The following is a 23859-nucleotide window of genomic DNA, read 5'->3' on the forward strand; positions in this document are numbered from 1 at the left end:
CCGCTGCCCTACGCGTCGAGGCCGCGCAGCACCAGGGGCAGCCGGGTCGCGGCACCGTCGACCACGCGTACCGGAACTCCCCAGTCCTGCCGGGTCAGATGGCAGGCCGCGTGCTCGACGTCCGCGTCGCAGGTCGCCGCCTGGGCCGTGACCTGGAGTACCCCGGCGGTCACGTCGCCGTTGAGCACCAGCCGGCGGGACAGCTCGGTGCCCGTGCCACCGCCGTCGAGCAGCAGCTCCGGCGGGGACGCCGACACCACCAGCCGGGTCGACGGCCCGAACGTCTCGTCGAGCTTCTGCCCCGGCGCGGGGGTGAAGACGATGTCCAGCGTGACCTCGCCCGCCGCCACGTCGGTCGGCTTGCGCTCGGTACGGTGCCGAGGGCCGTCCACCGTGCTCGCACCAGCCGCAGACAGCGCGCCGGGCGCGAGTCGGGTCAGCCGGTGCGCGGCCGACTCCACCACCAGCACCTCCCCGGACGGGGTGAGCACCAGGTCGCTCGGCTCGGCCAACCCGTCCGCGACCGTGGACACCTGGTTGCTGGCCGGGTCGAAGCGGCGCACCGCGCCGTTGTACGTGTCCGCGATCAGCACCGAGCCGTCCGGCAGCGCACAGACGCCCAGCGGGTGCTGGAGCAGTGCCGACTCGGCCGGCCCGTCCACGTGCCCGAAGTCGAACAGGCCCTGCCCGACGGCGGTTCCCAGCACCCCGTTCTGGACGTACCGGATCGCGCTGGTCTCGCTGTCGGCCACCCAGAGCCGGGAGCCGTCGGCCGAGACGGAGAGCCCCGACGGCTGCGCCATCCACGCCTCGGCCAGCGGCCCGTCCCGCAGCGCCTCGACGGTGGTGCCCGCGTACATGCCGGCGGTCCGCTTGATCGGGTCGAACCACCAGAGCTGATGGACACCCGCCATCGCGATGATCAGTTTGTCGTCGTACCAGGCCAGGTCCCACGGGGACGAGAGGTCCACCGCGAGCGCGTCGTGGGCGTGGTCGTCGACCGAGGCGCGCCACTGCCGCCCGCTGCCGGCCACGGTGACCACCTCGCCGGACTCCAGCCGTACGCCGCGCAGGAGGTGGTTGACGGTGTCGGCGACCACCAGGTCGTAACCGGCCACCTCGGCGACGTGCGTGGGCAGCAGGCACAGGCCCTGTGGCTCGGAGAAGGTCGCCGAGCCGGCCGGCCCATCCACCCGACCCCGCTCGCCCGAGCCGATCCGACGCACCAGCGTCTCGCCGTCCGGGGCCACCTCGACCAGCGAGTGCCGCGCCGAGTCGGAAACCAGCAGGTTGCCGTCCGGCAGCAGCGCCGCCTTGCCCGGGAAGCGCAGCGCCGTCTCCGGTGCCGGCGGCGGTACGTACGGCCCGTCACCCCGGTGCAGGGTGCCCTTGGCCTCGTGGGTCGCGATCAGCTCGTCGATCAGCCGGGCCAGACCCTCGGCGTGACCCTCGCCGGCCATCGTGGCCACCACGTACCCCTCGGGGTCGATCACGGAGAGGGTCGGCCAGGCGCGGGCCGCGTACTGCTGCCACATGTCCAGGTCGGGATCGTCGAGTACGGGGTGGTGCACGCCGTACCGCTCGACGGCGGCGACCAGCGCGTCGGCGTCCTTCTCGTGCTCGAACTTCGGCGAGTGCACGCCGATCACGACGAGCACGTCGCCGTACTTCTCCTCCAGCGGGCGGAGCTCGTCGAGTACGTGCAGGCAGTTGATGCAACAGAAGGTCCAAAAATCGGCAAGGACGATCTTGCCGCGCAGGTCCTGCAGGGTCAGGTCCTTGCCGCCGGTGTTGAGCCACTGCCGGCCCCGAAGCTCAGGTGCCCGTACGCGCGCTGTCGTTCCCATGCCTGCAGCCTGCCACGCCCCGCAGCCCCGTCCACGGGCACCGCCCCAAACCGCTCAGCGCCACCGGATCATGCGCCGGCCCCCGGACGCGGAGCGGCGAGGCCACGGTTGCCCGTGACCCCGCCGTCGGAGGTCCTACTTGGTGGCCGGCTTGAGGCAGAGCACCCGGTTGGTGCCCTCGCCGGGCAGCACCACATGGGGCTGAGCAGGGTCGGCGCACTTGTCCTTCGCGTCCACCTTGGAGACGATCGTGAACGCTCCCGCCTCGGTGCAGTTCACCGCCGAGGCGCCCTGGCCGACCTGCTTGACGCAGGTGCCGACCGCAGGGTCGAAGGCCGGTGTTTTGTCCGCCCCACCGAACTTGCCGAGCAGCATCAGCAGGCCGAGCGGCACCGCCAGGATGAGCACGGCGGCGATCAGCACCGCGGCCAGAACCCGTCCGTTGCGCACCTTCGGCGCGGGCGGCTCCGCCTTGGGCTCCTCCTCCGCGTCCGGCTTGAACGCGTCGAACCGGCCCTGGTCCGATCCGGTGGCCTCCTGGCCCCAGGCCGGCGCGGACTGCGGCGGCGGGAAGGCCGGGAACTGCGCGCCCGGTGCCTGCTCGCCGACCGGCCCGCCGAAGCCGGCAGCGCCGCTCATCGCAGCGGTCCCGGCGGCCGGTGCACCCGGGCCGAACGGGTCGGCCGGACGTTCACCGCCGGACTGCGGTCGAACCCCGTTCACCGGCCGGTTGTTGCCCGGTGCGTCGACGAAGGAGGGCACACCGGGCGGGAACGCCGGCGGCGCGGCGGCGGGGAACGCCGGCGGCGCGGCGGCGGCCGCGGAGGGCTCACCGAAGGCGTTGGGCGCGGACGACCGGTCGGACGGCGAGTCGTCGCCCCAACCGGGGAAGCCCTGCCGCTCCGACCCGTTCTGCCGCTCCGACCCGTTCTGCCAGTCCGGCGGGCCCTGGCGCTCCGACGCCTGCTGCCAGTCCGGTGCGCTCGGGCGGCCGGCGTCCTGCTGCCAGTCGGGGGTGCTCGGGCGCTCCGGTGCCTGCTGCCAGTCGGGTGCGGCGGGGCGGCCGGCGTCCTGCTGCCAGTCGGGCATGCCCGGTTGCTCGGGGCTCGGGTCGGCCTGGAACGCCTCCGGGCCCGCCTGCTCCGGCTCGTTGTCCTCGGGCCGGGCCGGACGGCCGTACACCCGGGGTTGGGGCGTGCCGGCGCTGGCCGGCCGCATGGCCTGGTCGGTCGGGGGCATCACCCGGCTGGCCAGCGGCACCGAGGCGCTCGCGGAGGCACGGCCCGCCGCTCCGGCGGCCGATTCGGCGTCCGACACCGGTACGACCGCGCGGCCCGCGCCGGCCTCCGGGGACGTACGCGGAGAAGGCACCACGGCGGCACCCGCTGACGCCTCCTCGGCGCGGCCCCAGGCGGCGGGCCCGGCGGCGTCCGGGGTGTCCCGCTCGGGGTATGCCGGCTGCTCAGGGATCGGGGCGTACGGCGTCGAGGGCACGAAGTCGGCCGGCGGGGCGGCGGCGAGGCTGGCACCCGGTACGCGCTGCTCCTGCGGGGGCAGCGGCACGGCGTTGGCGGGTGAGATGCCGGGTGCGGGTGCGGGCTGGTAGACCGGCGGCTCGTCGCCCCGGCCGGCGTCCCAGCCGCCGCGAGCCTGTGCGGAGGCCTCCGCCTCGGCGCGGCCCCACACCTCGCCCGGTGACCACGGCTCGACTGCCGCGACGCCAGGGCTGGCCTGCGGTGGGTTGTCCGGGCCTGCGGCGGCCCACCCGGGCGTCGGGTCGCTGCTAGGCACGCTGACGCTGGCCCGGGCGGACGCGGAGCCGGACTGCTCGGCCTGGGGCCATGCGGTCGGTTCCGGGCGCTCGGCGGGCTGGTCCTGGGGCGGGAGCACCCAGTCCGGCTGCTGCGGACGGCTCTCCGCGCCGCCCCACGTCGTGGGCTGCGGGGCATCGTCCTGCGCCGGCCAGTTAGCGGCCGGGACCTGGGCCGCGCCGCGCGCCCCGGCCGACTCGGCCTGCGCCCAGCCAGGAGACGCCTGCTCGGCGGGCTGGCCCCAGGTCTGGGGTGCCTGCTCGGCCGGCGTCCACACGGGCTGGTCCTCCCGAGCCGCGGCCGCTCCGACGGCCCAGCCGCCCGACCCCGACGGGTCGTCCTGCTGGGCGGGTACGCCAGCGCGGCCGGCGGGCTGCGCCGGCTCGGCGTGCCACTCCGGGGCCGGGGGGTTGGCCTGGCCTGAGCTGGCTGCCCATCCGCCGGAGCGGGACGGGTCGTCCTGGGCGGGCCACGCGGTGGTGGCCGGGGGCACCTGGGCTGCGCCTCGCGCGGCCGGCTGGGCCTGCGCCCAGTCGGGCTGCTGCTCGGCGGGGGCGGCGGGCCAGGCGGGGGCGGCCTGCTCGGGCGGCGTCCAGCCCTGCTGCGGCGGAGTCCACTGAGCGGGTTGGGCCGGCTCCGATGGACCACCGGAGGCCCACGCGGGCTGCGCGGGATCGCTGGGCTGAGGTGCGGCGGCCGCATCCCACGCGGGGCTCGGCTGCTGCTCGGCCTGGGTCGCCCAGGACGGGTTCGGCCGGGCGGGTGGCGGGGGTGGTGCCCAGCCCAGGTCGGGGCCGGCGGCGTTGTAGCCGTTGTCCGGCTGCGCCGGGCGGTCGCCGTACGGCGCCGGTCCGCCGGCGCCCGGCGACACCTCGTCCGGCTCCTGGCCGGGACGGTGCGGGCCCTCGGACGTCATGGGTGCGCCTCCTCCATTACATGTCGGCCGCCGGTGCCGATCGTCTCCTCGGCATGGCTGCCGGCGTCGCCGGCGTACCGCCGTGCCGGCTCCCCGCACCGTATCCGGTGGCCCCTTGGGGCGTCCAAGGAGCACCGGTCGTCACTGCCCGTCGCCGGCTGGCGTCGAGCAGCTTCTATCGGCTCGGCGTCGGCCGGGCCGGCGGGCGGCGACCGAAGCCCACCGTACCGGGCGCTGCGGCAGGGCGGAATCCCGGTGTCACGTGCTGGCGTCCCGGTGTGAACTGCGGGCGGAATGCCGATGGCCCACCCGGTGAGCCGGGTGGGCCATCGATCTGGAGGAGGTGAGGAAAGTCGTGGAGCGTCAGCTCATGTGACGCTGGGCGATGACGAGAAGCTCCTCGCGAACGGCCGGCGAAGTCGCCGAGCGCAGCGCGTGCTCGATGGCACGCGCGCGGCGGTTGGCGTCGCGGTGGTTGCGGATTCGCTCGATCATGCTGCTCATTGCTGGGTCCCCCTGGCTATTCGGTTGTCGGCCCCTGATGCGTCTATTCAACAGCAGAAGCCGGCCAACTTCCATCGATTATTAGGTGAGCTGAGACACTTGCCTAACAATCAAAGGTCAACAGGGCTCGCGGCTGACAGTTCCGTCGCCCAACGGACACGGCCGGTGTGCCGGGCGTTAACCCGTGGCACACCGGCCGTGGCTGGCGTTGCGGACCGGTCAGGTCCAGGCGAGCAGCGCCGCCTCGGGGTCGGCGAGGAAGTCCCCGATGTCGCGCAGGAACTTCGAGCCCAGCTCACCGTCGATGATCCGGTGGTCGAAGCTCAGCCCCAGCGTGGTGACCTGACGGGGCTTGACCTTGCCCTTGTGCACCCAGGGCATCTCCCGCACCGCGCCGAGGGCGAGGATCGCCGACTCACCAGGCGGCAGGATCGGCGTCCCGGTGTCCACCCCGAACACCCCGACGTTGGTGATGGTCAGGGTGCCGCCCGACATGTCCGCGGGCGAGGTGCGGCCGGACTTCGCCGTCTGCACCAGGTTGTTCAGCGCGTCCGCCAACTCCCGCAGGGAGAGCCGGCCGGCGTCCTTGACGTTCGGCACGATCAGACCGCGCTCGGTGGCCGCCGCGATGCCGAGGTTCACGTACTCCTTGACCACGATCTCGTCGCCCGCCCAGGTCGAGTTGACCATGGGGTGACGCTTGACGGCCAGCAGCACGGCCTTCGCCACCAGGAGCAACGGTGAGACCCGTACGTCGCGCCACTCCCGTCGGCCCCGCAGGCGCTCCAGGGCCTTCATCGCCCGGGTCACGTCGACGGTCAGGAACTCCGTCACGTGTGGGGCGGTGAACGCCGAGCGGGACATGTTCTCGGCGGTGAGCTTGCGGACCCCCTTGACCGGGATGCGCTGCTCACGGTCCGCGCCGAAGCTCGCGGCGCTCGTCGCGGTCGAGGTGGCGATGATCGGCTCGGCCGCCGCCGTGGCTCCGCTCAGCGCCTGCTGTACGTCCTCCCGGGTGATCGAGCCCAGCGGCCCCGACCCGGTCAGCGTCCGCAGGTCGACCCCGAGATCCTTGGCAAGTTTGCGCACCGGTGGCTTGGCCAACACCCCCGCCGCGCCTGCCCCGACCGCCCCGCCGCGTCGATCATGGACGTGTGGTGCCGGGATCGTGGGAGCGCCAGCCGGCTTGTCACCCACCACAACTCCATGATCGACCCCAGCGGGGGCCACGGTGGTCGCGGTCTGCGCCGGAACGGCGCCCTTGCGAGGGCGGCGCTTCGCGCTGGTCGTACGCGGGCCGTAGCCGACCAGCACCGCTGTCCGCCCGCCCGGGGCCGCACCGCCGATCAGGCCGGGCTCGATCATGCCCTCGGCCGGTGCCACCTCCACCGCCGCCAGCGACGCCGCCGACGGAGTGGGCAGGTCACCGTCGGGCGTGGCCGTGGTGGACGGGGCGTCCAGCGGGCCCGCGCCCGGGTCGGTGTCGATCGCGATGATCGGCGTACCGACCTCGACCGTGGTGCCCTCCGGGTGGTGGATGGCCTGCACCTGCCCGGCCCACTTCGCCGGGATCTCCACCGCCGCCTTGGCCGTCTCGACCTCGACGATCGGCTGGTTCAGCTCGATGGTGTCGCCGACCTTGACCAGCCAGGCCAGGATCTCGCCCTCGGTCAGCCCCTCGCCCAGGTCGGGCAGGTTGAACGTCTTGATCCGGGACATGTCACTCACCAGCCGAAGGTGCGGTCGACGGCGTCGAGCACCCGGTCGAGGTCGGGCAGGTATTCCTCTTCCACCCGGGCGGCGGGGTAGGGGGTGTCGAACCCGGTCACCCGTAGCACCGGCGACTCCAGCGAGTAGAAGCACTCCTCGGTGATCCGCGCGGCCAGCTCGGCGCCCAGACCGATGTTCGACGGCGCTTCGTGCACCACCACCGCGCGCCCGGTGCGCTTCACCGACTCGTACACCGCGCCCAGGTCCAGCGGCGACAGCGTGCGCAGGTCGATGACCTCCAACTCCCGGCCGTCCTCGGCGGCGGCCGTCGCCGCCTCCAGGCACGTGCGCACCATCGGGCCGTACGCCAGCACCGTCGCGTCCGTGCCAGGCCGCACCACCCGGGCCGAGTGCAGGGGGTACGCGTCGGACAGCGGCGCGTCAAGGTCGACCTGGCCCTTCTCCCAGTAGCGCCGCTTGGGCTCCAGGAAGACGATCGGGTCGTCCGAGGCGATGGCCTGCTGGATCATCACGTACGCGTCCTGCGGGTTGGCGCAGGACACCACCTTCAGGCCGGCGGTGTGCGCGAAGTACGCCTCCGGCGACTCGGAGTGGTGCTCCACCGCGCCGATGCCGCCACCGAACGGAATCCGGATGACCATCGGGATGCTGAGCTTGCCGCCCGAGCGGTAGTGCATCTTCGCCACCTGCGACACGATCTGGTCGTACGCGGGGTAGACGAAGCCGTCGAACTGGATCTCGCAGACCGGCCGGTAGCCGCGGATGGCCAGGCCGACGGCGGTGCCGATGATGCCGGACTCGGCCAACGGGGTGTCGATCACCCGCTGGTCACCGAAGTCCTTCTGGAGCCCGTCGGTGATCCGGAAGACGCCGCCGAGCTTGCCGACGTCCTCGCCCATGATGACGACCTTGGGATCGGTCTCCAGGGCGCGGCGCAGTCCGGTGTTGAGGGCCTTGCCGAGGGTGAGCGTCTCCGTGGCCATCAGTGGGCGCTCCCCTCGAACGACTCCATGTAGCGGTTGAACTGCGCACGCTGCTCGTCGAGCAGCGGCGACCCGTTGGGGTAGACGTGGTCGAACATCGTCACCGGCTCCGGGTTGGGCATGGTGAGCACGCGCTCGCGCAGGTGCACCGCCTCGCGGCGGGCCTGCTCGTCGACTTCGGCGAAGAAGGCCGCGTCGGCGATCTGCTGCTTCTCCAGGAAGGTCCTGACCCGGAGGATCGGGTCCTTCGCCTGCCACGACTCCACCTCGCTGGCGATCCGGTAGCGGGTCGGATCGTCGGAGGTGGTGTGCGCGCCCATCCGGTAGGTGTACGCCTCGATCAGGCTCGGGCCCTGCCCGTGCCGGGCGTTGTCCAGCGCCGTGCGGGTGACCGCGTACGACGCCAGCACGTCGTTGCCGTCCACCCGTACGCCGGGGAAGCCGAAGCCGGCGGCCCGCTGGTAGAGCGGGACGCGGGTCTGCCGCGCCAGCGGCTCGGAGATCGCGTACTGGTTGTTCTGGCAGAAGAAGACCAGCGGCGCGTTGAACACGCTGGCCCAGACGAACGCCTCGTTGACGTCGCCCTGGCTGGTCGCCCCGTCGCCGAAGTAGGCGATCGCGGCCTCGCCGTCGTCGGTGCCGACCTTGCCGTCCATGGTGATGCCCATGGCGTACCCGGTCGCGTGCAGGGTCTGCGCGCCGATGACGATCGTGTACATGTTGAACTTGAACTCGTTCGGGTCCCAGCCGCCCTGGTCGACGCCGCGGAACAGGCCGAGCGGCATGATCGGGTCGATGCCCCGGCAGTAGAGGACCCCGTGCTCCCGGTAGGTCGGGAAGGCCATGTCCTGGGTCCGCAGCGCGCGTCCGGAGCCGACCTGCGCGGCCTCCTGGCCGAGCAGGCTGGCCCAGAGGCCCAGCTCGCCCTGCCGCTGGAGCGCGGTCGCCTCGGCGTCCAGCTTGCGGACCAGCACCAGGTCGCGGTAGAGCCCGCGGTACTCCTCGTCGGAGAAGTCGACGCGGTACTCGGTGCCGTCCGGCCCGGTGGCGCTGTCGATCCGCTCACCTTCGGGGGTGAGCAGCTGCACCAGCTCGGGGTCGCCGGTCGCGCCCTTCTTGGAGCGGGGAGCTGCCCGCCTGCTGCGGGTGGTGCCCCCGGGGTCGCCCTTTGCCATCGGTCTCTCCCTGTCGTGTCTGCGTCGGCACCGGGGGGTCACCCGGCCACGCAACTCGTGCGCCTGTCCGGCTGCTGCCGGACCGGTTCCTGGCGGCCGCGCCTAGCCCGGGTGGGGGTTGCCGCGCGGCGTGAGCCGGGTTCTGGCCGAACCCGGATCGGGAGCGCCGGCGCCGGGCCGCGTCTGCCGCAGGGGTGCGCGGAGGTCGCGGCTGCGTTGCCGTCGTGTTCCATATTCGCAGAGCAGGTGAGCGCGCCCACAGTACGCCCGGCCCGCATTCCGACCGTCGACGGTTTGCTGGCGTTTGTCGCCATCGTGCCGTAGCGCGTCCACCAGGAGTTCCGGTACTGATTCGTCACCGTTCGGTCAGTGTCGCGTGTCGACACGCGGTGGGTGTTGGCTGACGGACGGTAACTGGACGAGGCTGATTGCCGCAGGATCGTGCCGATCGGGTGATTGGCCGGGATTAGCCCCCGGCCGTCACCCCGTGCGACGACCTCCGACAGTGACCGCAGGGGCCGACGACAAGGGGTGTGTGGTGGACGAGTCAGGTGACGGCCCCGGCACACCCGCGCTCGGCCGCCACCGCTCGCCGGGCGGCTACCGCCGGGTGATCGGTGCGCACCGGGCACCGGGTGCGGGCGGTTCCTCCCGGGGCTACCTGCTCACCGTCGCGCTGTTGGCCGGCACCGCGTCGATGCCTGTCCTGGCGGCGATCAGCGCCGGCTCGGCCACCCCGGGTACCTCCGCGTTGCCGGACACCAGCACCCCGTTCATCCCGACCCCGTCGGTCGGGCCGGTGGTCATCCCGATGCCGGTGACCAGTCAGCCGCCGCCCGTGCTCCCGACACCCGACACACCCAGTGCCGGTCCGACCGCGACCGCCGACTGGCTGCCCGCCGCGCCCCGGCGTGTCCCGGACGACTCGTGGTACGGCCCGAGGTTGGACGACCGGGTGCCCACCCGTCGGGTCGTTTCCGCGCCGCCAGCCCCCCGACCCACGCGGAGCACGCCGCCCGCCGCGCCACCGCCCAGCCCGTCGCCGGTGCCGTCGCCGACCGGCCCGCCGGACCCGACCGAGACGTCGTCCACGCCGAGCCCGTCGCCAACCGATCCAGCGACACCCACCACGACCGACCCGGCACCCACCACGACCGACCCTTCGACACCCACCGCAGTCCCCACCAGCACCCTCTCCGCGCCGGCAAGCACCCCTCCCCCGTCCGCCACCCCGCCCCCGTCGCCCACCCCACGCCAGTCGCCCACCCCACGCCCGCCCGAGCCCACAACGGCGCCGCCACCAACGCTCGCGCCCAGCCCCACCGCCGAGCCCGAGCCCGCCGAGCCCCGAGTCCGCCGCGATCTTGCACTGTCTGTCGAGACATAAGGTTCGATCCGCCCACCACGACGACAGAAACCGCAAGATCGGCGCGATCGTGGAGGCCGCCCCCCGGAACCGACGACGCCAGGGTTCCTCGGGCAGGCGCCAACCCCGCGCAGTCACGGGCCTTCGGTGATCAAGAGGTTTGCGTCAAGAATCGTGGTCGCGGTGACGCAAACTTCTTGATCACCGCGAGTGAACGTAGGGGTTCGGTGCGCGGGGGGTCGTGGGGGCGACCGTTGGGGTGGCGTGACGGTCCGTCGGTCGGCGGCCGGACCCGTGCATTCGAGGGCCTTCCCGGCGGTACGGTGACGGGCAGGTGTCGCCGAGGCGGCGCTGGTCGGTGGTGGGCGCGTACCAGAGGGGGTGGCGTGGGCGGCGGTGCGGAACCCCGCCCGGTCGCTGCCCGCCCCGGACCGGGGCTGCGGGTCGCCCGACTCGTCACCGAGCTGACCGCCCCGGCCGTGCTGGTGTCGCTGCTGATCGTCACGGTGAGCTGGCACAGCACCCGGGGCAGTGCCCGGGGCCTGGTGTGGGGCCTGCTCGCGACGGTCTTCGTCACCGGCATCCCGTTCGCCTACATCGTCGGCGGGGTTCGTCGAGGACGGCTCACCGACCACCACATCGGTCGTCGGGAGCAGCGCCGGGTACCCCTGCTGGTCGGTCTCGGCTCGGTCGCCGCCGGCCTCGCGCTGCTCCTCGTCCTCGGCGCGCCGCGGCCGTTGCTGGCGCTGGCGGTGGCGGGGCTGGTCGGACTGGTGATCGCCGTGTCGGTGAGCCACTGGTGGAAGATGTCGATCCACTCGGCGGTGTCCGCCGGCACCCTGGTCATCCTGGCGCTGACCTTCGGGCGTGGGTTGCTGGTCGCCGCGCCGCTGTTGGGCGTGGTCGGCTGGTCCCGCGTACGTCTGCGGGACCACACCATCTCTCAGGTGCTCGCCGGCGGAGTGCTCGGCGCGTTGATCGCCGCGATCGTCTTCGGCCTCCTGCGCTGAGCGACCGCGCCGACTGCGACGCCACCTCGCCCCGCTGCGCCCCGCGCCAAAAGCAGCGGACCGCACACAGCACAGCACCGGACCGGGCGGGCGGGCGGGCGGCTCTGCGCCACCCGCCCGGTTGCCGTCAGGCGCCGTCGTCGGCGAGGCGGTGCCGGTTCGCCTCGATCCAGGCGTCCAGCGCGGCCGGGTCGTCCGGGTCCACGCCGTCGGCCATCAGTTGAGCGACCGCCGCGGTGGCCGGGCTGCGCCGCTCGCCGGTCGAGTAGAGCCGGGCGAACTCCGCGACCATCTCCTCGATGGCCTCGTCGGTCCGCTCGGCGGCGGCCTCGGGAAGCCCTCGCTGGCGAGACGCGTACCGGGCCCAGGCGCGCAGGACCCGGGGCAGCATCGCCGCGTCGTCCATGTCGAGCACGGCACGACGGTGCACCCAGTCGAGCAGGAAGAGGCCGGATACCGCCGGGCTCCACCGCATCGGGTCCGCGTCGGGGAAGGACGCGGCGTGGTCCAGCAGCAGGCTCAGGCAGAAGTGCAGCGACGCGAGCTCGGGACCGTCGACGCTGTCGAGCCCGAACCGTGCGGCCTCCGGCGACGCCAGGAAACGCCGGACCAGGTCGGTGCGCTCGGCGGCGGTGAGCGGTTCGACCTCGGCCGGGCCGGTCGGCACGGCGGCCATGGGCAGCACCGCGAGCCGGGCGCCCACCAGCGCGCGGTCGGTGGCGAGCGAGCCCTCGCCGGGCAGCTCGCTCAGGTCGTCCGTGACGGAGAGGTGACGGGCCACCTCGCCCCGCAGCCGGGCCGGGTCCTCGGTACGGAACCAGGTCAGCTCGTCGTCGGCGCACATCTGCCGGACCTGGTCCAGGATCCGCTCGGCGGGCCCGCCGACGAAGATGTCCTTGGTGATCCCGATGTTGTGGTCGATGAGGGCCACCAGTGCGTGCTCCGAGCCCCCGGCCGCGTCGTCGTACGCGAAGGTGGCGAGGTAGGAGGTCTGGTCGCCGTACACGTCCCCGTAGGCCCAACTGCCGGTGAGGTGCACCCGGCCGAGCTGACCGGACCAGGCGGGCGCCTGGCTGCCGGGGCGTACCCGATCGGCGCCCTCGGCATTCGGGACGAGCGTGGCGAAGACCTGCCGGATGGTGGTCGCCGCCGCGATCCGCCGGCGGGCGGTGGCGGTGAGGAATCCGGTGACGAACTCCCGCACGGCGGTGTCGCGGTCGGTCTCCGCGATGGCGTAGACACTGCCCAGCAGCGCGCTGCCGAGCATCTCGGCGTCGAGGGCGGACTCCAGCTTGGTCACGTCGCGTGCGGCGTGCAGCACCGCGTCGTAGGGGGTCTGAGGCGTGGCCATGCTTCGACCCTACGCCGCTCGGGGCGTACGCAGAGGCGTCAGCGGCGGGCAGCCTCGCGGAGCGCGTCGCGCGCCTGCGCGTACGAGGCGAGCACGACCCGTACCGGAGCGAGCACGTACTCCTCGCCGACCTCGGCGACGCGGACCGTCAGCCGCTGCCGGGCGCGGGCCCGCGCCCGGCGGGCCGCCCAGCGCACCACCGGCCGGGTCAGCGCCGCCACCAGCAGCCCGGCCAGCAGACCACCGAGCAGCAGCACGGTCGGCATCGGCACCTGCCCGACCATCGGGTTGTCCAGCGCCGGCAGGCCGAGCGCCCGCAGGGCGTAGCCGAGCGCCAGCCAGCCCAGGCCGACCACGGCAGCCAGGGTGACCAGCCACTGCACACCGCCGACGACGCGCCACCACACCGGCTGGCGGTCCAGGCCGAGGTCGGTGCCGGCGATCGCCCGGTCCAACGCGTCCGGCAGGTCGTCGAGGCGGGACCGGGCCGCCGAGGTCACGGCCGTCGGCCAGGCGGCGGGCAGGTCGCCGGCGGCCCGGTCGGCCACCGCACGGATCGCCAGGCCGAGTGCGGATCGTTGGGCGGCCGTCGGGTCGGGCACCGAGGTCGCCGCGACCAGGCTCTCCGCCGGGTCGGCGTCCGCGCCGGCCGGACCGGGCAGATGCAGTCGGCGCAGCGGGTCGGGCCGGAACCGCCGCCAGCCCCGGACCACCGGCCAGCCGGTGGCCGCTACGGCCCGATGCCGGTACGCCCGCTCGACCGCCTCGCTCACCGTCGGTACACCGGCGGTGTCGGCCAATGCCCGTTTCAGCGCGGCGACGGTCGCGTCGTCCGGACCACCCGCCGGCCGGGCCGAGCCGATCATTCCGTCCAGCCCGGCGACCACCGTGTCGACGTCGCCGGCCAGTCGGCGCAGGGCAGCCTGCCGTTCGGCGACCGTACGCTCCAGCGCGGTGCGCAGCCCGACCATCCCGGCCGGGTCGATGGCGGTGGTGGCGAGCAGCGGCACGCCGGTCAGCCCGTCGGAGTCGAGCAGTCGGCGCAGGTCGTCCAGGACGCGGGGCAGCTCGGCCGCCGGCAGTCGGTCGGCCTGGTTGAGCACGACGAGGGTGACGTCCCGGTGCCGGTGGAACTCGCGCAGGTAGCTGTCGTGGATGACCCGGTCGGCGTACTTCTGCGGGTCGACCACCCAGACCACCTGGTCGACCAGGCCGAGCAGCCGGTCGACCTCGAGGCGGTGGGACCGCTGTACCGAGTCGAAGTCCGGCAGGTCGAGCAGGATCAGCCCGTGCAGGGGTGTCTCGTCGTCGCCGTCGAGCGCGCTCTCGCGTACGAAGCGGTGCCGGGGCAGCACGCCGATCCAGTCGAGCAGGCGGTTGGCGTCCTCCAGCGGGCCCCACACGCACGCGTGCGTCACACCGGTGGTCGGTCGGCGGACACCGACGGGCGAGAGTTCCAGTTGGGCCAGCGCGTTGAACAGGCTGGACTTGCCGCTGCCGGTCGCGCCGGCGAGGGCGACGACGGTGTGGTCGCGGGACAGCGCGAGCCGGGTGCCGGCCCGCTCGACCAGGGTGTGCGTGGGCACCAGCTCGGCGTCGGGCAGCAGGCCGTCGACAGCGGTGAGGAGTCGGCGTACGGCGTCCAGGCGGGCGATCAGCGCGTCGGGGTCGATCCGCTGGTCACCGCGGAAGACCTCGCGTACCCGGCCGGCGATGTTGCTCACCGGGAACCCTCCTCGTCGCCGGCCGGCAGGGTGTCGTCGGTAGCCAGGCCGCTGCGGTGCCGGGCCAGCTCGACCCGTCCGGCCGCCTGGCGCAGCGCCTCGCCGGCCGCCTCGGCGGGCCGGGCGTCGGCGGTGCGGGCCAGGAAGCGGTCGGCCTCCGCGTCCAGCAGCGTCCGCACCCGTGCCAGGAGGTCGACCCGGGCCTTGGCGGCAAGGGTACGCACCGCCTGGTCGCCGAAGATCGCCTGGAGTACGGCCTGCGCGGCGACTGTCGTGCCGGCCCCGGTGGCCACCTCCAGCCCGGTGGGGATGAACGCGGTCGAGGCGAACACGGCGATCATGACGGCCAGCCCGGTGGCGTTCACCGCGTACGCGGCGGTACGGGCGACGAACCTCTTGTCGGCGCCCTCGACGCGGACCAGCTCCAGCACGGCGCGTTGCCAGTCCCGGACCATCCGTTCGGCGCGCTCGGGCAGGTCGTCGCTCGGATAGGCGAGCCCCGGTTCGAGCAGGTCCGCGCCCGCCGGGTGCGCCTTCCACCCGGTGTACGCGGATTCGGCGGCCTCGGACGCCACACCCCGCAGCAGGGTGACGAGCTGCGACTCGATGGCATTGCGCAGTTCGGAGGAGGGCGCGGGACGGCCGGTGACGGCTGCCACCACCCGGTCCCGGAGACGCCCGATGCGGGCCTCCAGCGTGCGGAAGAACTCGCCGGTGCCGACGAACTCCTGCCAGCGGGCCAGCACCTCGCCGCGCAGCAGCCGCCCGTCCCGCAGACCCTGCTCGACGGTCCGCTCGGCTCCGCGGTACGCGGCTCGGACCCGTTCGTCCAACCCGTCGGCGGCGGTCACCTGCTCGTCGGCGGCGTCGGCCAGTTCCTCGACGGCGGGGTGCAGGGCGGCCAGCGCACCGTCGAGCGTCTGGCGGACCACGGCGGCGCGGGCGTCGGCGTCGGCGGCCAGCCGGGCGAACCATTCGGCCAGCGGAGCCGTGGCCCCCTCGGGGAGCAGCCCCTGACCGTCGACCCAGGTCTCGGGCAGGACGAACAGCGGCGCGCGGCCCAGATCCTGGGCGGCGAGCATCTCGGCGAGGTGCGCGGCGATCTCGTCGCTGGCCTCGGCGGGGACCCGGTCGAGCACCATGGCGATCACGGCCCCCCGGTTCCGCGCGCTGCGCAGCAGCTCCCACGGCACCGCGTCGGCGTACCGGGCGGCGGTGGTGACGAAGAGCCACAGGTCGGCGGCGGCGAGCAGTTGGCTCGCGAGTGCGCGGTTGGCGTCGACCACCGAGTCGATGTCCGGTGCGTCGAGGAAGGCCAGCCCCGGGGGTAGCGCCGGGGCGGTCACCAGGTGCAGGGAGCGCGGGTCGTCGCTCGGCTCGGTGGTACGCGTCAACCCGGGCAGCAGGTCGCCCTGCCGGAACCAGGCCGCGTCGGCCGGGTTGCACACCAGCACCGGGGACCGGGTGGTGGGCCGCAACACGCCGGCGGCGCTGACGCGGGCCTTGACCAGGCTGTTGACCAGGGTCGACTTGCCCGCGCCGGTGGAGCCGCCGACCACCACGAGCAGTGGGGCGTCCAGCCGGGCCAGTCGGGGCAGCAGGTAGTCGTCGAGCTGGTCGGTGAGCGCGCCGGCGGCGTGCCGGGCGGAGCTGGCCGAGGGCAGCGCGAGCGGATAGCGGGTGGCACCGATCGCGGCCCTCAGGCCCGACAGCGCGCCGGGGAGGCTGTCGTCCCCGGTCGTGACGGACGGCTCCTCCGCGGCGTCCGGAGGGACGGTGCGGGCGGCGACGGCGGGCGCGCCGGAACGGGTGGCGGAATCGCCGTGCGTCGTCACCGCTAAAGCGTGCCCGACCGATGCAAGGGAAGACAACCGGACGGTAGTAACGTCTGGGTTGCGTCGGGTCGGCTCAACTCGACTTGACGATTGGCGAGCGCGTGGCATTATTGAGTCAGGTTCACTCAACTTGTGGTGGGGCCCGCTGCGGGCGGTGCCCGCCGAGCAGCCGCGGGCGGTGCCCGTCACCTGCACAACCTTACGAAGCGAGGAAGCGAAGATGGCACGTGCGGTCGGTATCGACCTCGGCACGACGAACTCCTGCGTCAGCGTTCTCGAGGGCGGTGAGCCCACCGTCATCGCCAACGCTGAGGGCTCGCGGACGACCCCGTCGATCGTCGCGTTCGCCCGCAACGGCGAGGTGCTCGTCGGTGAGGTCGCGAAGCGCCAGGCGGTGACCAACCCGGACCGGACGATCCGTTCGGTCAAGCGTGAGGTCGGCACGAACTGGTCCGTCGACATCGACGGCAAGAAGTACACCCCGCAGGAGATCTCGGCCCGGACCCTGATGAAGCTCAAGCGGGACGCCGAGGCGTACCTGGGTGAGCAGATCACCGACGCGGTGATCACCGTCCCGGCCTACTTCAACGACAGCCAGCGCCAGGCCACCAAGGAGGCCGGTGAGATCGCCGGCTTCAACGTGCTGCGGATCGTCAACGAGCCGACCGCGGCCGCCCTGGCGTACGGGCTGGACAAGGGCTCCAAGGAGCAGACCGTCCTGGTCTTCGACCTCGGCGGCGGCACCTTCGACGTGTCGCTGCTGGAGCTGGCCGAGGGCGTCGTCGAGGTCAAGTCGACGAGCGGTGACAACCAGCTCGGTGGCGACGACTGGGACCAGCGGATCATCGACCACCTGGTCAAGACGTTCCGCGGTGAGCACGGCATCGACCTCGGTCAGGACAAGATGGCCCTCCAGCGGCTCCGCGAGGCAGCCGAGAAGGCCAAGATCGAGCTGTCCGCCGCCACCACCACCAACATCAACCTGCCGTACATCACCGCCGGCGCGGCCGGCCCGCTGCACCTCGACGTGACGCTCAGCCGCGCCGAGTTCCAGCGGATGACGCAGGACCTGCTGGACCGTTGCAAGGGCCCGTTCGAGCAGGCCGTGAAGGACGCCGGGATCAAGATCTCCGACGTCGAGCACGTCATCCTGGTCGGCGGTTCGACCCGGATGCCCGCCGTGACCGACCTGGTCAAGCAGCTCACCGGTCGCGACCCCAACAAGGGCGTCAACCCGGACGAGGTCGTCGCCGTCGGCGCGGCCCTGCAGGCCGGTGTGCTCAAGGGTGAGGTCAAGGACGTCCTGCTGCTCGACGTGACGCCGCTGAGCCTGGGCATCGAGACCAAGGGTGGCATCTTCACCAAGCTCATCGAGCGCAACACCACCATCCCGACCAAGCGCTCCGAGGTCTTCACCACCGCGGACGAAAACCAGCCGTCGGTGCTGATCCAGGTGTTCCAGGGTGAGCGGGAGATCGCGGCCTACAACAAGAAGCTCGGCACCTTCGAGCTGACCGGCCTCCCGCCGGCGCCGCGCGGCGTGCCGCAGATCGAGGTCGCCTTCGACATCGACGCCAACGGCATCGTCAACGTGCACGCCAAGGACCTGGGCACCGGCAAGGAACAGAAGATGACGATCACCGGCGGCTCCTCGCTGCCGAAGGACGACATCGAGCGCATGCGCCGCGACGCCGAGGAGCACGCGGAGGAGGACAAGCGCCGCCGCGACGACGCCGAGACCCGCAACGTGGCCGAGGCGCTCCAGTGGCAGACCGAGAAGTTCCTCGCCGAGAGCGGTGACAAGCTGCCCAGCGAGAACCGCGAGCAGCTCAACGAGGCGCTCGGCGAGCTGCGGGGTGCCCTGGGCGGCCAGGACATCGAGAAGATCAAGTCGGCGCACGAGAAGCTGGCGCAGGTCTCCCAGCAGGCCGGCTCGCTGCTCTACGCGCAGCAGGCCGAGCAGGGTCAGCCCGGCGGCGAGGCCGGCCCGGGTGCGACCGGTGCGACCGGTGCGCCGGGTGGCGCGCAGGCCGGCGGGGCCGACGACGTGGTCGATGCGGAGATCGTGGACGAGGACGGCAAGAAGTGACTGCCCACCTCCGACACGTGTCCACGGCAGGGATGAGGTAGCCCCATGACGCAGAAGCCACGAGCCGCCGACCCGGGCGACACCGGGTCGACGCCGGGTGGCTCCGCGCCCACGGAGTCGACCACCGGCGCCGAGGAGCGGGTCGTCATCCGCAACAACCGCAAGCTCAGTGACGCGACGGAGCCGGAGGGCACCGCCGCCGACGCGGAGACCGGCGTACCGGCCGAGGGTCTGGTCGAGGACGCCGAGGTCGTGGTCGACGAGATCGAGGTCGAGGTCAACGCCACCGACGGTCCGGAACCCTCCGGTCCGCCGGTGGTGGACGCCCCGGCGCAGCCGGTGGACGGCGGCGGCACCGGCACCTCGCTCGGTGCCGAGCTGGCGGCGCTCCGGGCCGAGCTCGACGAGCGGACCAGGGATCTGCAGCGGGTGTCGGCGGAGTACGCCAACTACCGCAAGCGGGTCGACCGCGACCGTGCCCTGGTGCAGGAGCAGGCGACCGGTTCGGTGCTGGCCGCGCTGCTGCCGATCCTCGACGACCTGGACCGGGCGCGGGAACACGGCGACCTGGTCGGACCGTTCGGAACGGTGGCGGACCAGCTCACCGCCGCGCTGGGCAAGTTCGGCCTGACCGCCTTCGGCGAGCAGGGCGACCCGTTCGACCCGACCCGGCACGAGGCCGTCGCGCACCAGACCTCGGCCGAGGTCAGCGAGCCGACCTGCGTGCAGGTCATGCGGCGCGGCTACCAGCTCGGTGAGCGGCTGCTGCGCCCCGCGCTGGTCGCGGTCGCGGATCCGGAATAGTGCGAGACGGTGACCGGGCCGTCCCGTCCCCCCTCAAGGGGCGGACGGGGCGGCCGGGCCACGACGGTCGGAAGGAGGTGGACCGGTGAGTTCGAAGGACTGGCTCGAGAAGGACTTCTACGCCGTGCTCGGCGTGGACAAGGCCGCCTCCGCGGATGACATCAAGAAGACCTACCGCAAGCTGGCGCGGGAATCGCACCCGGATCACAATCCGGGCGACCCGAAGGCCGAGGAGCGGTTCAAGGCCGTGTCCGAGGCGTACAACGTGCTGTCGGACGCCGGCCGTCGCCGGGAGTACGACGAGATGCGTTCGCTGTTCGGTTCGGGCGCGTTCCGGCGCAACGCCCGGGCCGGCGGTCAGCCGGGCGGGATGCCGTTCGACGTCTCCGACCTGTTCGGCGGTGGCGCCGGTGGCGGTGACCGTCGTTTCGGCGGTGGGGCCGGCTTCCAGGACCTGTTCAGCTCGATCTTCTCGGGCGGGCAGGCCGGTGGTCAGGCCGCAGCGCGCGGTCCGGCCCGCGGCCGGGACGTCGAGACCGAGGTGGCACTGGACTTCGGCGACGCGGTGCGCGGGGTGACCCTGCCACTGACGTTGCGCGCTCCCGGTGTCTGCGACACCTGTCACGGCAACGGCGCCAAGCCCGGCACCCAACCACGTACCTGCCCGGTCTGCCACGGGGCCGGTGTGACGAACCGCAACCAGGGGTCGTTCAGCTTCTCCGAGCCGTGCGGCAACTGCCAGGGCGTCGGAACAGTGGTGGAGGAGAAGTGCCCGGAGTGCCACGGCAGCGGCGGAGTCACCAAGACCCGCACGATGAACGTGCGCTTTCCGGCCGGGGTGGCCGACGGCCAACGCATCCGGTTGGCCGGGCGCGGTGAGCCGGGTGAGCGCGGTGGCCCGGCCGGCGATCTGTTCGTGCACGTCAAGGTCCGGCCGGACGAGTTGTTCGGGCGTACCGGAGACGACCTGACATTGACCGTGCCGGTGACCTTCGCGGAGGCCGTGCTCGGCACGGACCTGCGGGTGCCCACGCTCGACGGCGCCGTGACGCTGCGGGTGCCGCCGGGCACGCCCAGCGGCCGGGTGCTGCGGGCCCGGGGCAAGGGCGTGGTCCGTCGCGACGGGCAGGCCGGCGATCTGCTGGTCACCCTGGACGTGGTGGTGCCCGCCCGGTTGACGGACGAGGCGCGGGCCGCTCTTGAGGCGTTCGCCGAGCAGAGTCCTCCGGCGGCGCGGGAACATCTCGACGCACGGGTGCGTCGGGTCGGTTAGTCCGGTGGGATGGACGCGGAGGTGAGCGGGATGTCGGGCGAGTTCCTCGGTTCGGGTGACCCTGCCTACGAGGCCAAGGTGCTCATGATCTCGGTGGCGGCGCGGATGGCGGGGATGCACCCGCAGACCCTGCGCCAGTACGACCGGCTGGGGCTGGTGCAGCCCGGCCGGGCGGCCGGCGGCGGTCGTCGCTACAGCGTCCGGGACGTGGTGCTGCTGCGCGAGGTGCAGCGGCTCAGCCAGGACGACGGGATCAACCTGGCCGGCGTCAAGCGGATCATCGGGCTGGAACGGCTGCTGGAGCAGGCGCAGCAGCGGGTCGCACGGTTGGAGGCGGAGTTGGACGCCGCGTACCGCCGGGTGGCCGAGCTGGAGTCGCTGGCCCGCTTCCCGGGTCGGGATCTGGTGCCGACCAACCGCACGTCCACCGCGCTGGTGGTCTGGCGTCCCCGCCGTACGACCGACCGCTGACCCACATACCGCCCTCGGCCCGGCCCGCGCTCCGATTTTCCGGCGCGGACCGGGCCGCTTCCGTTAACCTGTCGATACGGGGTCCAAACGGCTTAATTCGGGCCTACCGGCATGGCGAGGGGGAGCGATGGCGGAGCCGGCGAAGAAAGTCGCTCAGCAGACGGAGGAACGGCTGGAAGGCTTGGCCGACACCGTCCGCGAGAAGTTCGACAAGGTCACCGAGGGAACCTTCCGCGACCGGATCAAGGAAGGACGGTTCGTCGACCAGAGCGACCAGGCCCGACCAGAAGCGGACCGCAAGCGCGACTGACCGGTGACCGACGTGCGGGCCGGGACCCACGGGGGGTCCCGGCCCGTTCGCCCTGCTGTACGGCCCCGCGCCGAGCGCCTACCCCCCCCCCGCCGATCTTGCACTTTCGCAGGGTGAAATGTTCCAGTTCACGCAGTCAGTCACCGCAGAAAGTGCAAGATCGGCGCAACCGTGGGGCGGGGTGACGCGCGGCGTGGTTCAGCCGAGGCGGCGGTTCTCGCGGACCAAGCCGCCTTCGCACCAGTCCCGGTAGACGAAGAGATCCGGCCGGGCCAGCAGCACGCGGCCGTTGTGCGCCCAGATCTTCATCGGCTCGTCGCCGTCGCGCTCCGCCTGCTCGACGAGCTTGCGGAAGCGACGCTTGGGGTGAGCCCGGAAGTTCGTCCGGATGCCGTCGGCGGCGTAGATGTAGAGGCAGTGCAACGCGAAGCGTCGGGCCGGGCAGGTCGGGTCCATCGCCAACTCGAAGAGCGTCAGCACCAGCCGGTCACCGGAGACCAGCAGGTCCCAGTCGGGTGGCATGGACGCCAACGGCACCGAATCCGGTTGGTACGCCCAAGCTCGCAACTCCGCCGGCGTCGGATCGACGGGGTTCGCGAAGCCGTGGAACGTCGACTCCTGCACGCTCACCGGCCAACCTTCCGCTCTCGCCCGCGGGTGGCAACGCTGCCTGCGGAACGTGGCTGCTGGGGCGAAACGGTAACCCGCCGTCGGTTACGGCGGTAGTACCCGCAGGGCGCAATTCGGCATCCGTCGGCCGGCCAGCCCGAACGGCCGTTCGGGTGTCCTGGCCACCACCGTTGCCCTGCCTCCCGTCAGCAGGACAACGGTGGTGAGCGTCAGTCGTTGACCGGGACAGCTTCCCGCCGCTGGGCCAGCGCGCGGGTGCGCAACCACCGCTTGAACCACGGGAAGTCGGGCAGCCGGGCCAGGATCGGGCCGGTCACCACGGTGATCAGGACGTACGTCGCGGCGAGCGCGGCCAACCGCGGCTCGACGCTGCCGGCGGCGACGGCGAGCCCGGCGATGACGATGGAGAACTCGCCCCGGGGTACGAGCGCCAGGCCGGCCCGCCAGCGACCGGGTTCGGCGATGCCGACCCGGCGGGCCGCCAGGTAGCCGGTGAGCGTCTTCGTGCCCATGGTGACCACGGCCAGCGCGAGCGCCGGCAGCAGCACCGGCGGGATGTCCTGCGGGCTGGTGGTGAGGCCGAAGAACACGAAGAACACGGCCGCGAACAGGTCCCGCAGTGGGGACAGCAACTCGGTGGCGTGGTGGGCGACCGGACCGGAGAGCGCGATGCCGACCAGGAACGCGCCGACCGCCGCCGACACCTGGAGCGACGCCGCGATGCCCGCGATCAGCAAGGTCAGGCCGAGTACGCCGAGCAGCAGCGCCTCCGGGTCCTTCGCCGACAGGGCGGACGAGATCAGGTGGCCGTAGCGGATGGCGACCACCAGCACGATCAGCACCGTGCCCACCGCGACGGTGAGCGCGATCCCGCCGCCGAGCAGGCCGGTGCCGGCCAGTACGGCGGTGACCAGGGGCAGGTAGAGCGCCATCGCCAGGTCCTCGATGACGAGCACCGAGAGGATCACCGGGGTTTCCCGGTTACCGAGCCGACCCAGGTCGGCGAGGACCTTGGCGATCACCCCGGACGAGGAGACCCAGGTGATGCCGCCGAGCACCAGGGCGGCCACCCAGTCCCAGCCGAGCAGCAGGGCGAAGCCCGCGCCGGGCAGCGCGTTGAGCACCCCGTCGATCAGGCCGGCCGGCGCCGCCGAGCGCAGGTTGCCGACGAGTTCGTTGGCCGAGTACTCCAGGCCGAGCATCACCAGCAGGAGGATCACGCCGATCTCGGCGCCGACCGCGAAGAACTCCTCGCTGGCGTCCAGCGGCAGTAGCCCACCGTGCCCGAACGCGAGCCCGGCGAGCAGGTAGAGGGGGATGGGAGAGAGGCCGAAGCGTCGACTGAGCCGGCTCAGGAGCCCGAGGAGCAGCAGCAGCGCACCGACCTCGATGAGCAGAGTGGTGAAATCGTGCATCCGCCTCAGCCGTCCGGGTCACTGTCGGCGAGGATGGCGGACACACCGTCGAGACCTCTGCGGGTCCCGACGACGACCACCACGTCACCGGCGGCGAAGCGGAACGAGGGGAGCGGCGAGACGATGACCTCGCCGTCGCGCAGCACCGCCACGATGGAGGCACTGGTGCGGGTACGCGCCTTGGTGTCGGCGAGCGGCCGGTTGACGTACCGCGACCCCGCCGAAATGGCGATCTGCTCGGTGAGCAGCCCAGCGGCCTGCTCGCGCAGCCCGGAGAGCTGACCGAGCATCAGCGACGCGCCGAGGATGTCGGCCAGCGCCTCCGCCTCGTCGTCCGTCAGCGGTATGTCCGCCTGGCAGGCGTCGGGATCGTCGGGGTCGTAGAGGACAAGATCACGGCGGCCATTGCGGTGGGAGACGACACCTAGGCGGCGTCCGGACTCCGTCACCAGATCGTGGCGTACCCCGATCCCGGGTAGGGCGGTCTGCTCGACACGTACTCGCACCCGCCAAAGGCTACCGCCACGTGAACAGCGCGCAGATCTTGGACGCTGATCCAGGTGCCCGGCTTGATCGACTCGACATCGCCGATGTGGCGGTATCCAGACCAGTGG

General features: G+C 72.8%; 20 protein-coding genes. 6 read left to right on the top strand and 14 right to left on the bottom strand.

The annotated features are described in order from the left end of the window. Positions 1-8: 8 nt before the first annotated feature. The 8 genes from ACGFH9_RS03470 to ACGFH9_RS03505 all read right to left on the bottom strand — a co-directional run bounded on the left by ACGFH9_RS03470 (position 9) and on the right by ACGFH9_RS03505 (position 10197). Positions 9-1847 (bottom strand): NHL domain-containing thioredoxin family protein, encoded by a 1839-nt coding sequence (locus ACGFH9_RS03470; protein WP_393214653.1) that lies wholly within the window; start codon positions 1845-1847, stop codon positions 9-11. Between the two features lie 135 nt (positions 1848-1982). Continuing rightward, on the bottom strand, positions 1983-4574 hold the full coding sequence (locus tag ACGFH9_RS03475; protein ID WP_393214656.1) for a hypothetical protein: 2592 nt from the start codon (positions 4572-4574) through the stop codon (positions 1983-1985). A gap of 363 nt (positions 4575-4937) precedes the next feature. After that, complete coding sequence (locus tag ACGFH9_RS03480; protein WP_355245438.1) at positions 4938-5078, bottom strand: hypothetical protein; 141 nt, start codon at positions 5076-5078, stop codon at positions 4938-4940. Between the two features lie 219 nt (positions 5079-5297). Further along, complete coding sequence (locus ACGFH9_RS03485; protein WP_393214659.1) at positions 5298-6806, bottom strand: dihydrolipoamide acetyltransferase family protein; 1509 nt, start codon at positions 6804-6806, stop codon at positions 5298-5300. Beyond that, positions 6803-7792 carry an alpha-ketoacid dehydrogenase subunit beta gene (locus tag ACGFH9_RS03490; RefSeq protein ID WP_393214662.1) on the bottom strand — a complete coding sequence of 330 codons (990 nt, stop codon included), beginning with the start codon at positions 7790-7792 and terminating at the stop codon, positions 6803-6805. Before ACGFH9_RS03490 ends, ACGFH9_RS03485 begins: the two co-directional genes overlap by 4 nt. Continuing rightward, positions 7792-8967, bottom strand: coding sequence for a pyruvate dehydrogenase (acetyl-transferring) E1 component subunit alpha (pdhA, locus tag ACGFH9_RS03495; protein WP_393214666.1), 1176 nt, complete (start codon positions 8965-8967; stop codon positions 7792-7794). The genes ACGFH9_RS03490 and pdhA overlap by 1 nt, the downstream gene beginning before the upstream one ends. A 657-nt stretch (positions 8968-9624) precedes the next feature. Then, complete coding sequence (locus ACGFH9_RS03500; RefSeq protein ID WP_393214669.1) at positions 9625-9774, bottom strand: hypothetical protein; 150 nt, start codon at positions 9772-9774, stop codon at positions 9625-9627. A gap of 18 nt (positions 9775-9792) precedes the next feature. After that, on the bottom strand, positions 9793-10197 hold the full coding sequence (locus ACGFH9_RS03505) for a hypothetical protein (RefSeq protein ID WP_393214672.1): 405 nt from the start codon (positions 10195-10197) through the stop codon (positions 9793-9795). A 522-nt stretch (positions 10198-10719) separates the two neighbouring features. Between ACGFH9_RS03505 and ACGFH9_RS03510 the strand changes: the two genes are divergently transcribed. After that, positions 10720-11343, top strand: a complete 624-nt coding sequence (locus ACGFH9_RS03510; protein ID WP_393214675.1) for a phosphoesterase PA-phosphatase — start codon at positions 10720-10722, stop codon at positions 11341-11343. A gap of 127 nt (positions 11344-11470) precedes the next feature. On the opposite strand, the gene ACGFH9_RS03515 is transcribed toward ACGFH9_RS03510, so the two are convergent. Genes ACGFH9_RS03515 through ACGFH9_RS03525 form a run of 3 tightly spaced genes read right to left on the bottom strand, consistent with a single transcriptional unit; the run spans position 11471 to position 16253 of the window. Then, entirely contained in the window at positions 11471-12694 is a 1224-nt protein-coding gene (locus tag ACGFH9_RS03515) for a hypothetical protein (protein ID WP_393214678.1), read from the bottom strand. 38 nt (positions 12695-12732) lie between these two features. Beyond that, positions 12733-14418 carry a GTPase gene (locus ACGFH9_RS03520; protein ID WP_393214681.1) on the bottom strand — a complete coding sequence of 562 codons (1686 nt, stop codon included), beginning with the start codon at positions 14416-14418 and terminating at the stop codon, positions 12733-12735. After that, positions 14415-16253: an ABC transporter gene (locus ACGFH9_RS03525; RefSeq protein WP_393214684.1), complete on the bottom strand. Its 1839-nt coding sequence runs from the start codon at positions 16251-16253 to the stop codon at positions 14415-14417. The genes ACGFH9_RS03520 and ACGFH9_RS03525 overlap by 4 nt, the downstream gene beginning before the upstream one ends. A gap of 220 nt (positions 16254-16473) precedes the next feature. Here ACGFH9_RS03525 and dnaK point away from each other — a divergent pair, with 220 nt between their 5' ends. The 5 genes from dnaK to ACGFH9_RS03550 all read left to right on the top strand — a co-directional run bounded on the left by dnaK (position 16474) and on the right by ACGFH9_RS03550 (position 21200). Beyond that, positions 16474-18342: a molecular chaperone DnaK gene (dnaK, locus tag ACGFH9_RS03530; protein ID WP_393214687.1), complete on the top strand. Its 1869-nt coding sequence runs from the start codon at positions 16474-16476 to the stop codon at positions 18340-18342. A gap of 45 nt (positions 18343-18387) precedes the next feature. Beyond that, complete coding sequence (gene grpE / locus ACGFH9_RS03535; protein ID WP_393214690.1) at positions 18388-19146, top strand: nucleotide exchange factor GrpE; 759 nt, start codon at positions 18388-18390, stop codon at positions 19144-19146. A gap of 85 nt (positions 19147-19231) precedes the next feature. Further along, complete coding sequence (dnaJ, locus tag ACGFH9_RS03540) at positions 19232-20419, top strand: molecular chaperone DnaJ (RefSeq protein WP_393214693.1); 1188 nt, start codon at positions 19232-19234, stop codon at positions 20417-20419. Between the two features lie 30 nt (positions 20420-20449). Continuing rightward, positions 20450-20890: a heat shock protein transcriptional repressor HspR gene (locus ACGFH9_RS03545; protein ID WP_007454237.1), complete on the top strand. Its 441-nt coding sequence runs from the start codon at positions 20450-20452 to the stop codon at positions 20888-20890. Positions 20891-21017: 127 nt separating this feature from the next. Then, positions 21018-21200, top strand: a complete 183-nt coding sequence (locus ACGFH9_RS03550; protein WP_393214696.1) for a hypothetical protein — start codon at positions 21018-21020, stop codon at positions 21198-21200. Between the two features lie 198 nt (positions 21201-21398). On the opposite strand, the gene ACGFH9_RS03555 is transcribed toward ACGFH9_RS03550, so the two are convergent. The 3 genes from ACGFH9_RS03555 to ACGFH9_RS03565 form a co-directional block, all read right to left on the bottom strand. Further along, positions 21399-21830, bottom strand: a complete 432-nt coding sequence (locus tag ACGFH9_RS03555; protein ID WP_393214698.1) for a hypothetical protein — start codon at positions 21828-21830, stop codon at positions 21399-21401. 209 nt (positions 21831-22039) lie between these two features. Continuing rightward, the gene (locus tag ACGFH9_RS03560; protein WP_393214701.1) at positions 22040-23245 is read right to left on the bottom strand and encodes a cation:proton antiporter; all 1206 of its coding nucleotides are present in this window, start codon (positions 23243-23245) and stop codon (positions 22040-22042) included. Positions 23246-23250: 5 nt separating this feature from the next. Continuing rightward, positions 23251-23751 (bottom strand): TrkA C-terminal domain-containing protein, encoded by a 501-nt coding sequence (locus ACGFH9_RS03565; RefSeq protein WP_355617853.1) that lies wholly within the window; start codon positions 23749-23751, stop codon positions 23251-23253. Positions 23752-23859: the final 108 nt, after the last annotated feature.

The sequence above is a fragment of the Micromonospora sp. NPDC049102 genome, assembly GCF_043197485.1.
Taxonomy (GTDB): domain Bacteria; phylum Actinomycetota; class Actinomycetes; order Mycobacteriales; family Micromonosporaceae; genus Micromonospora.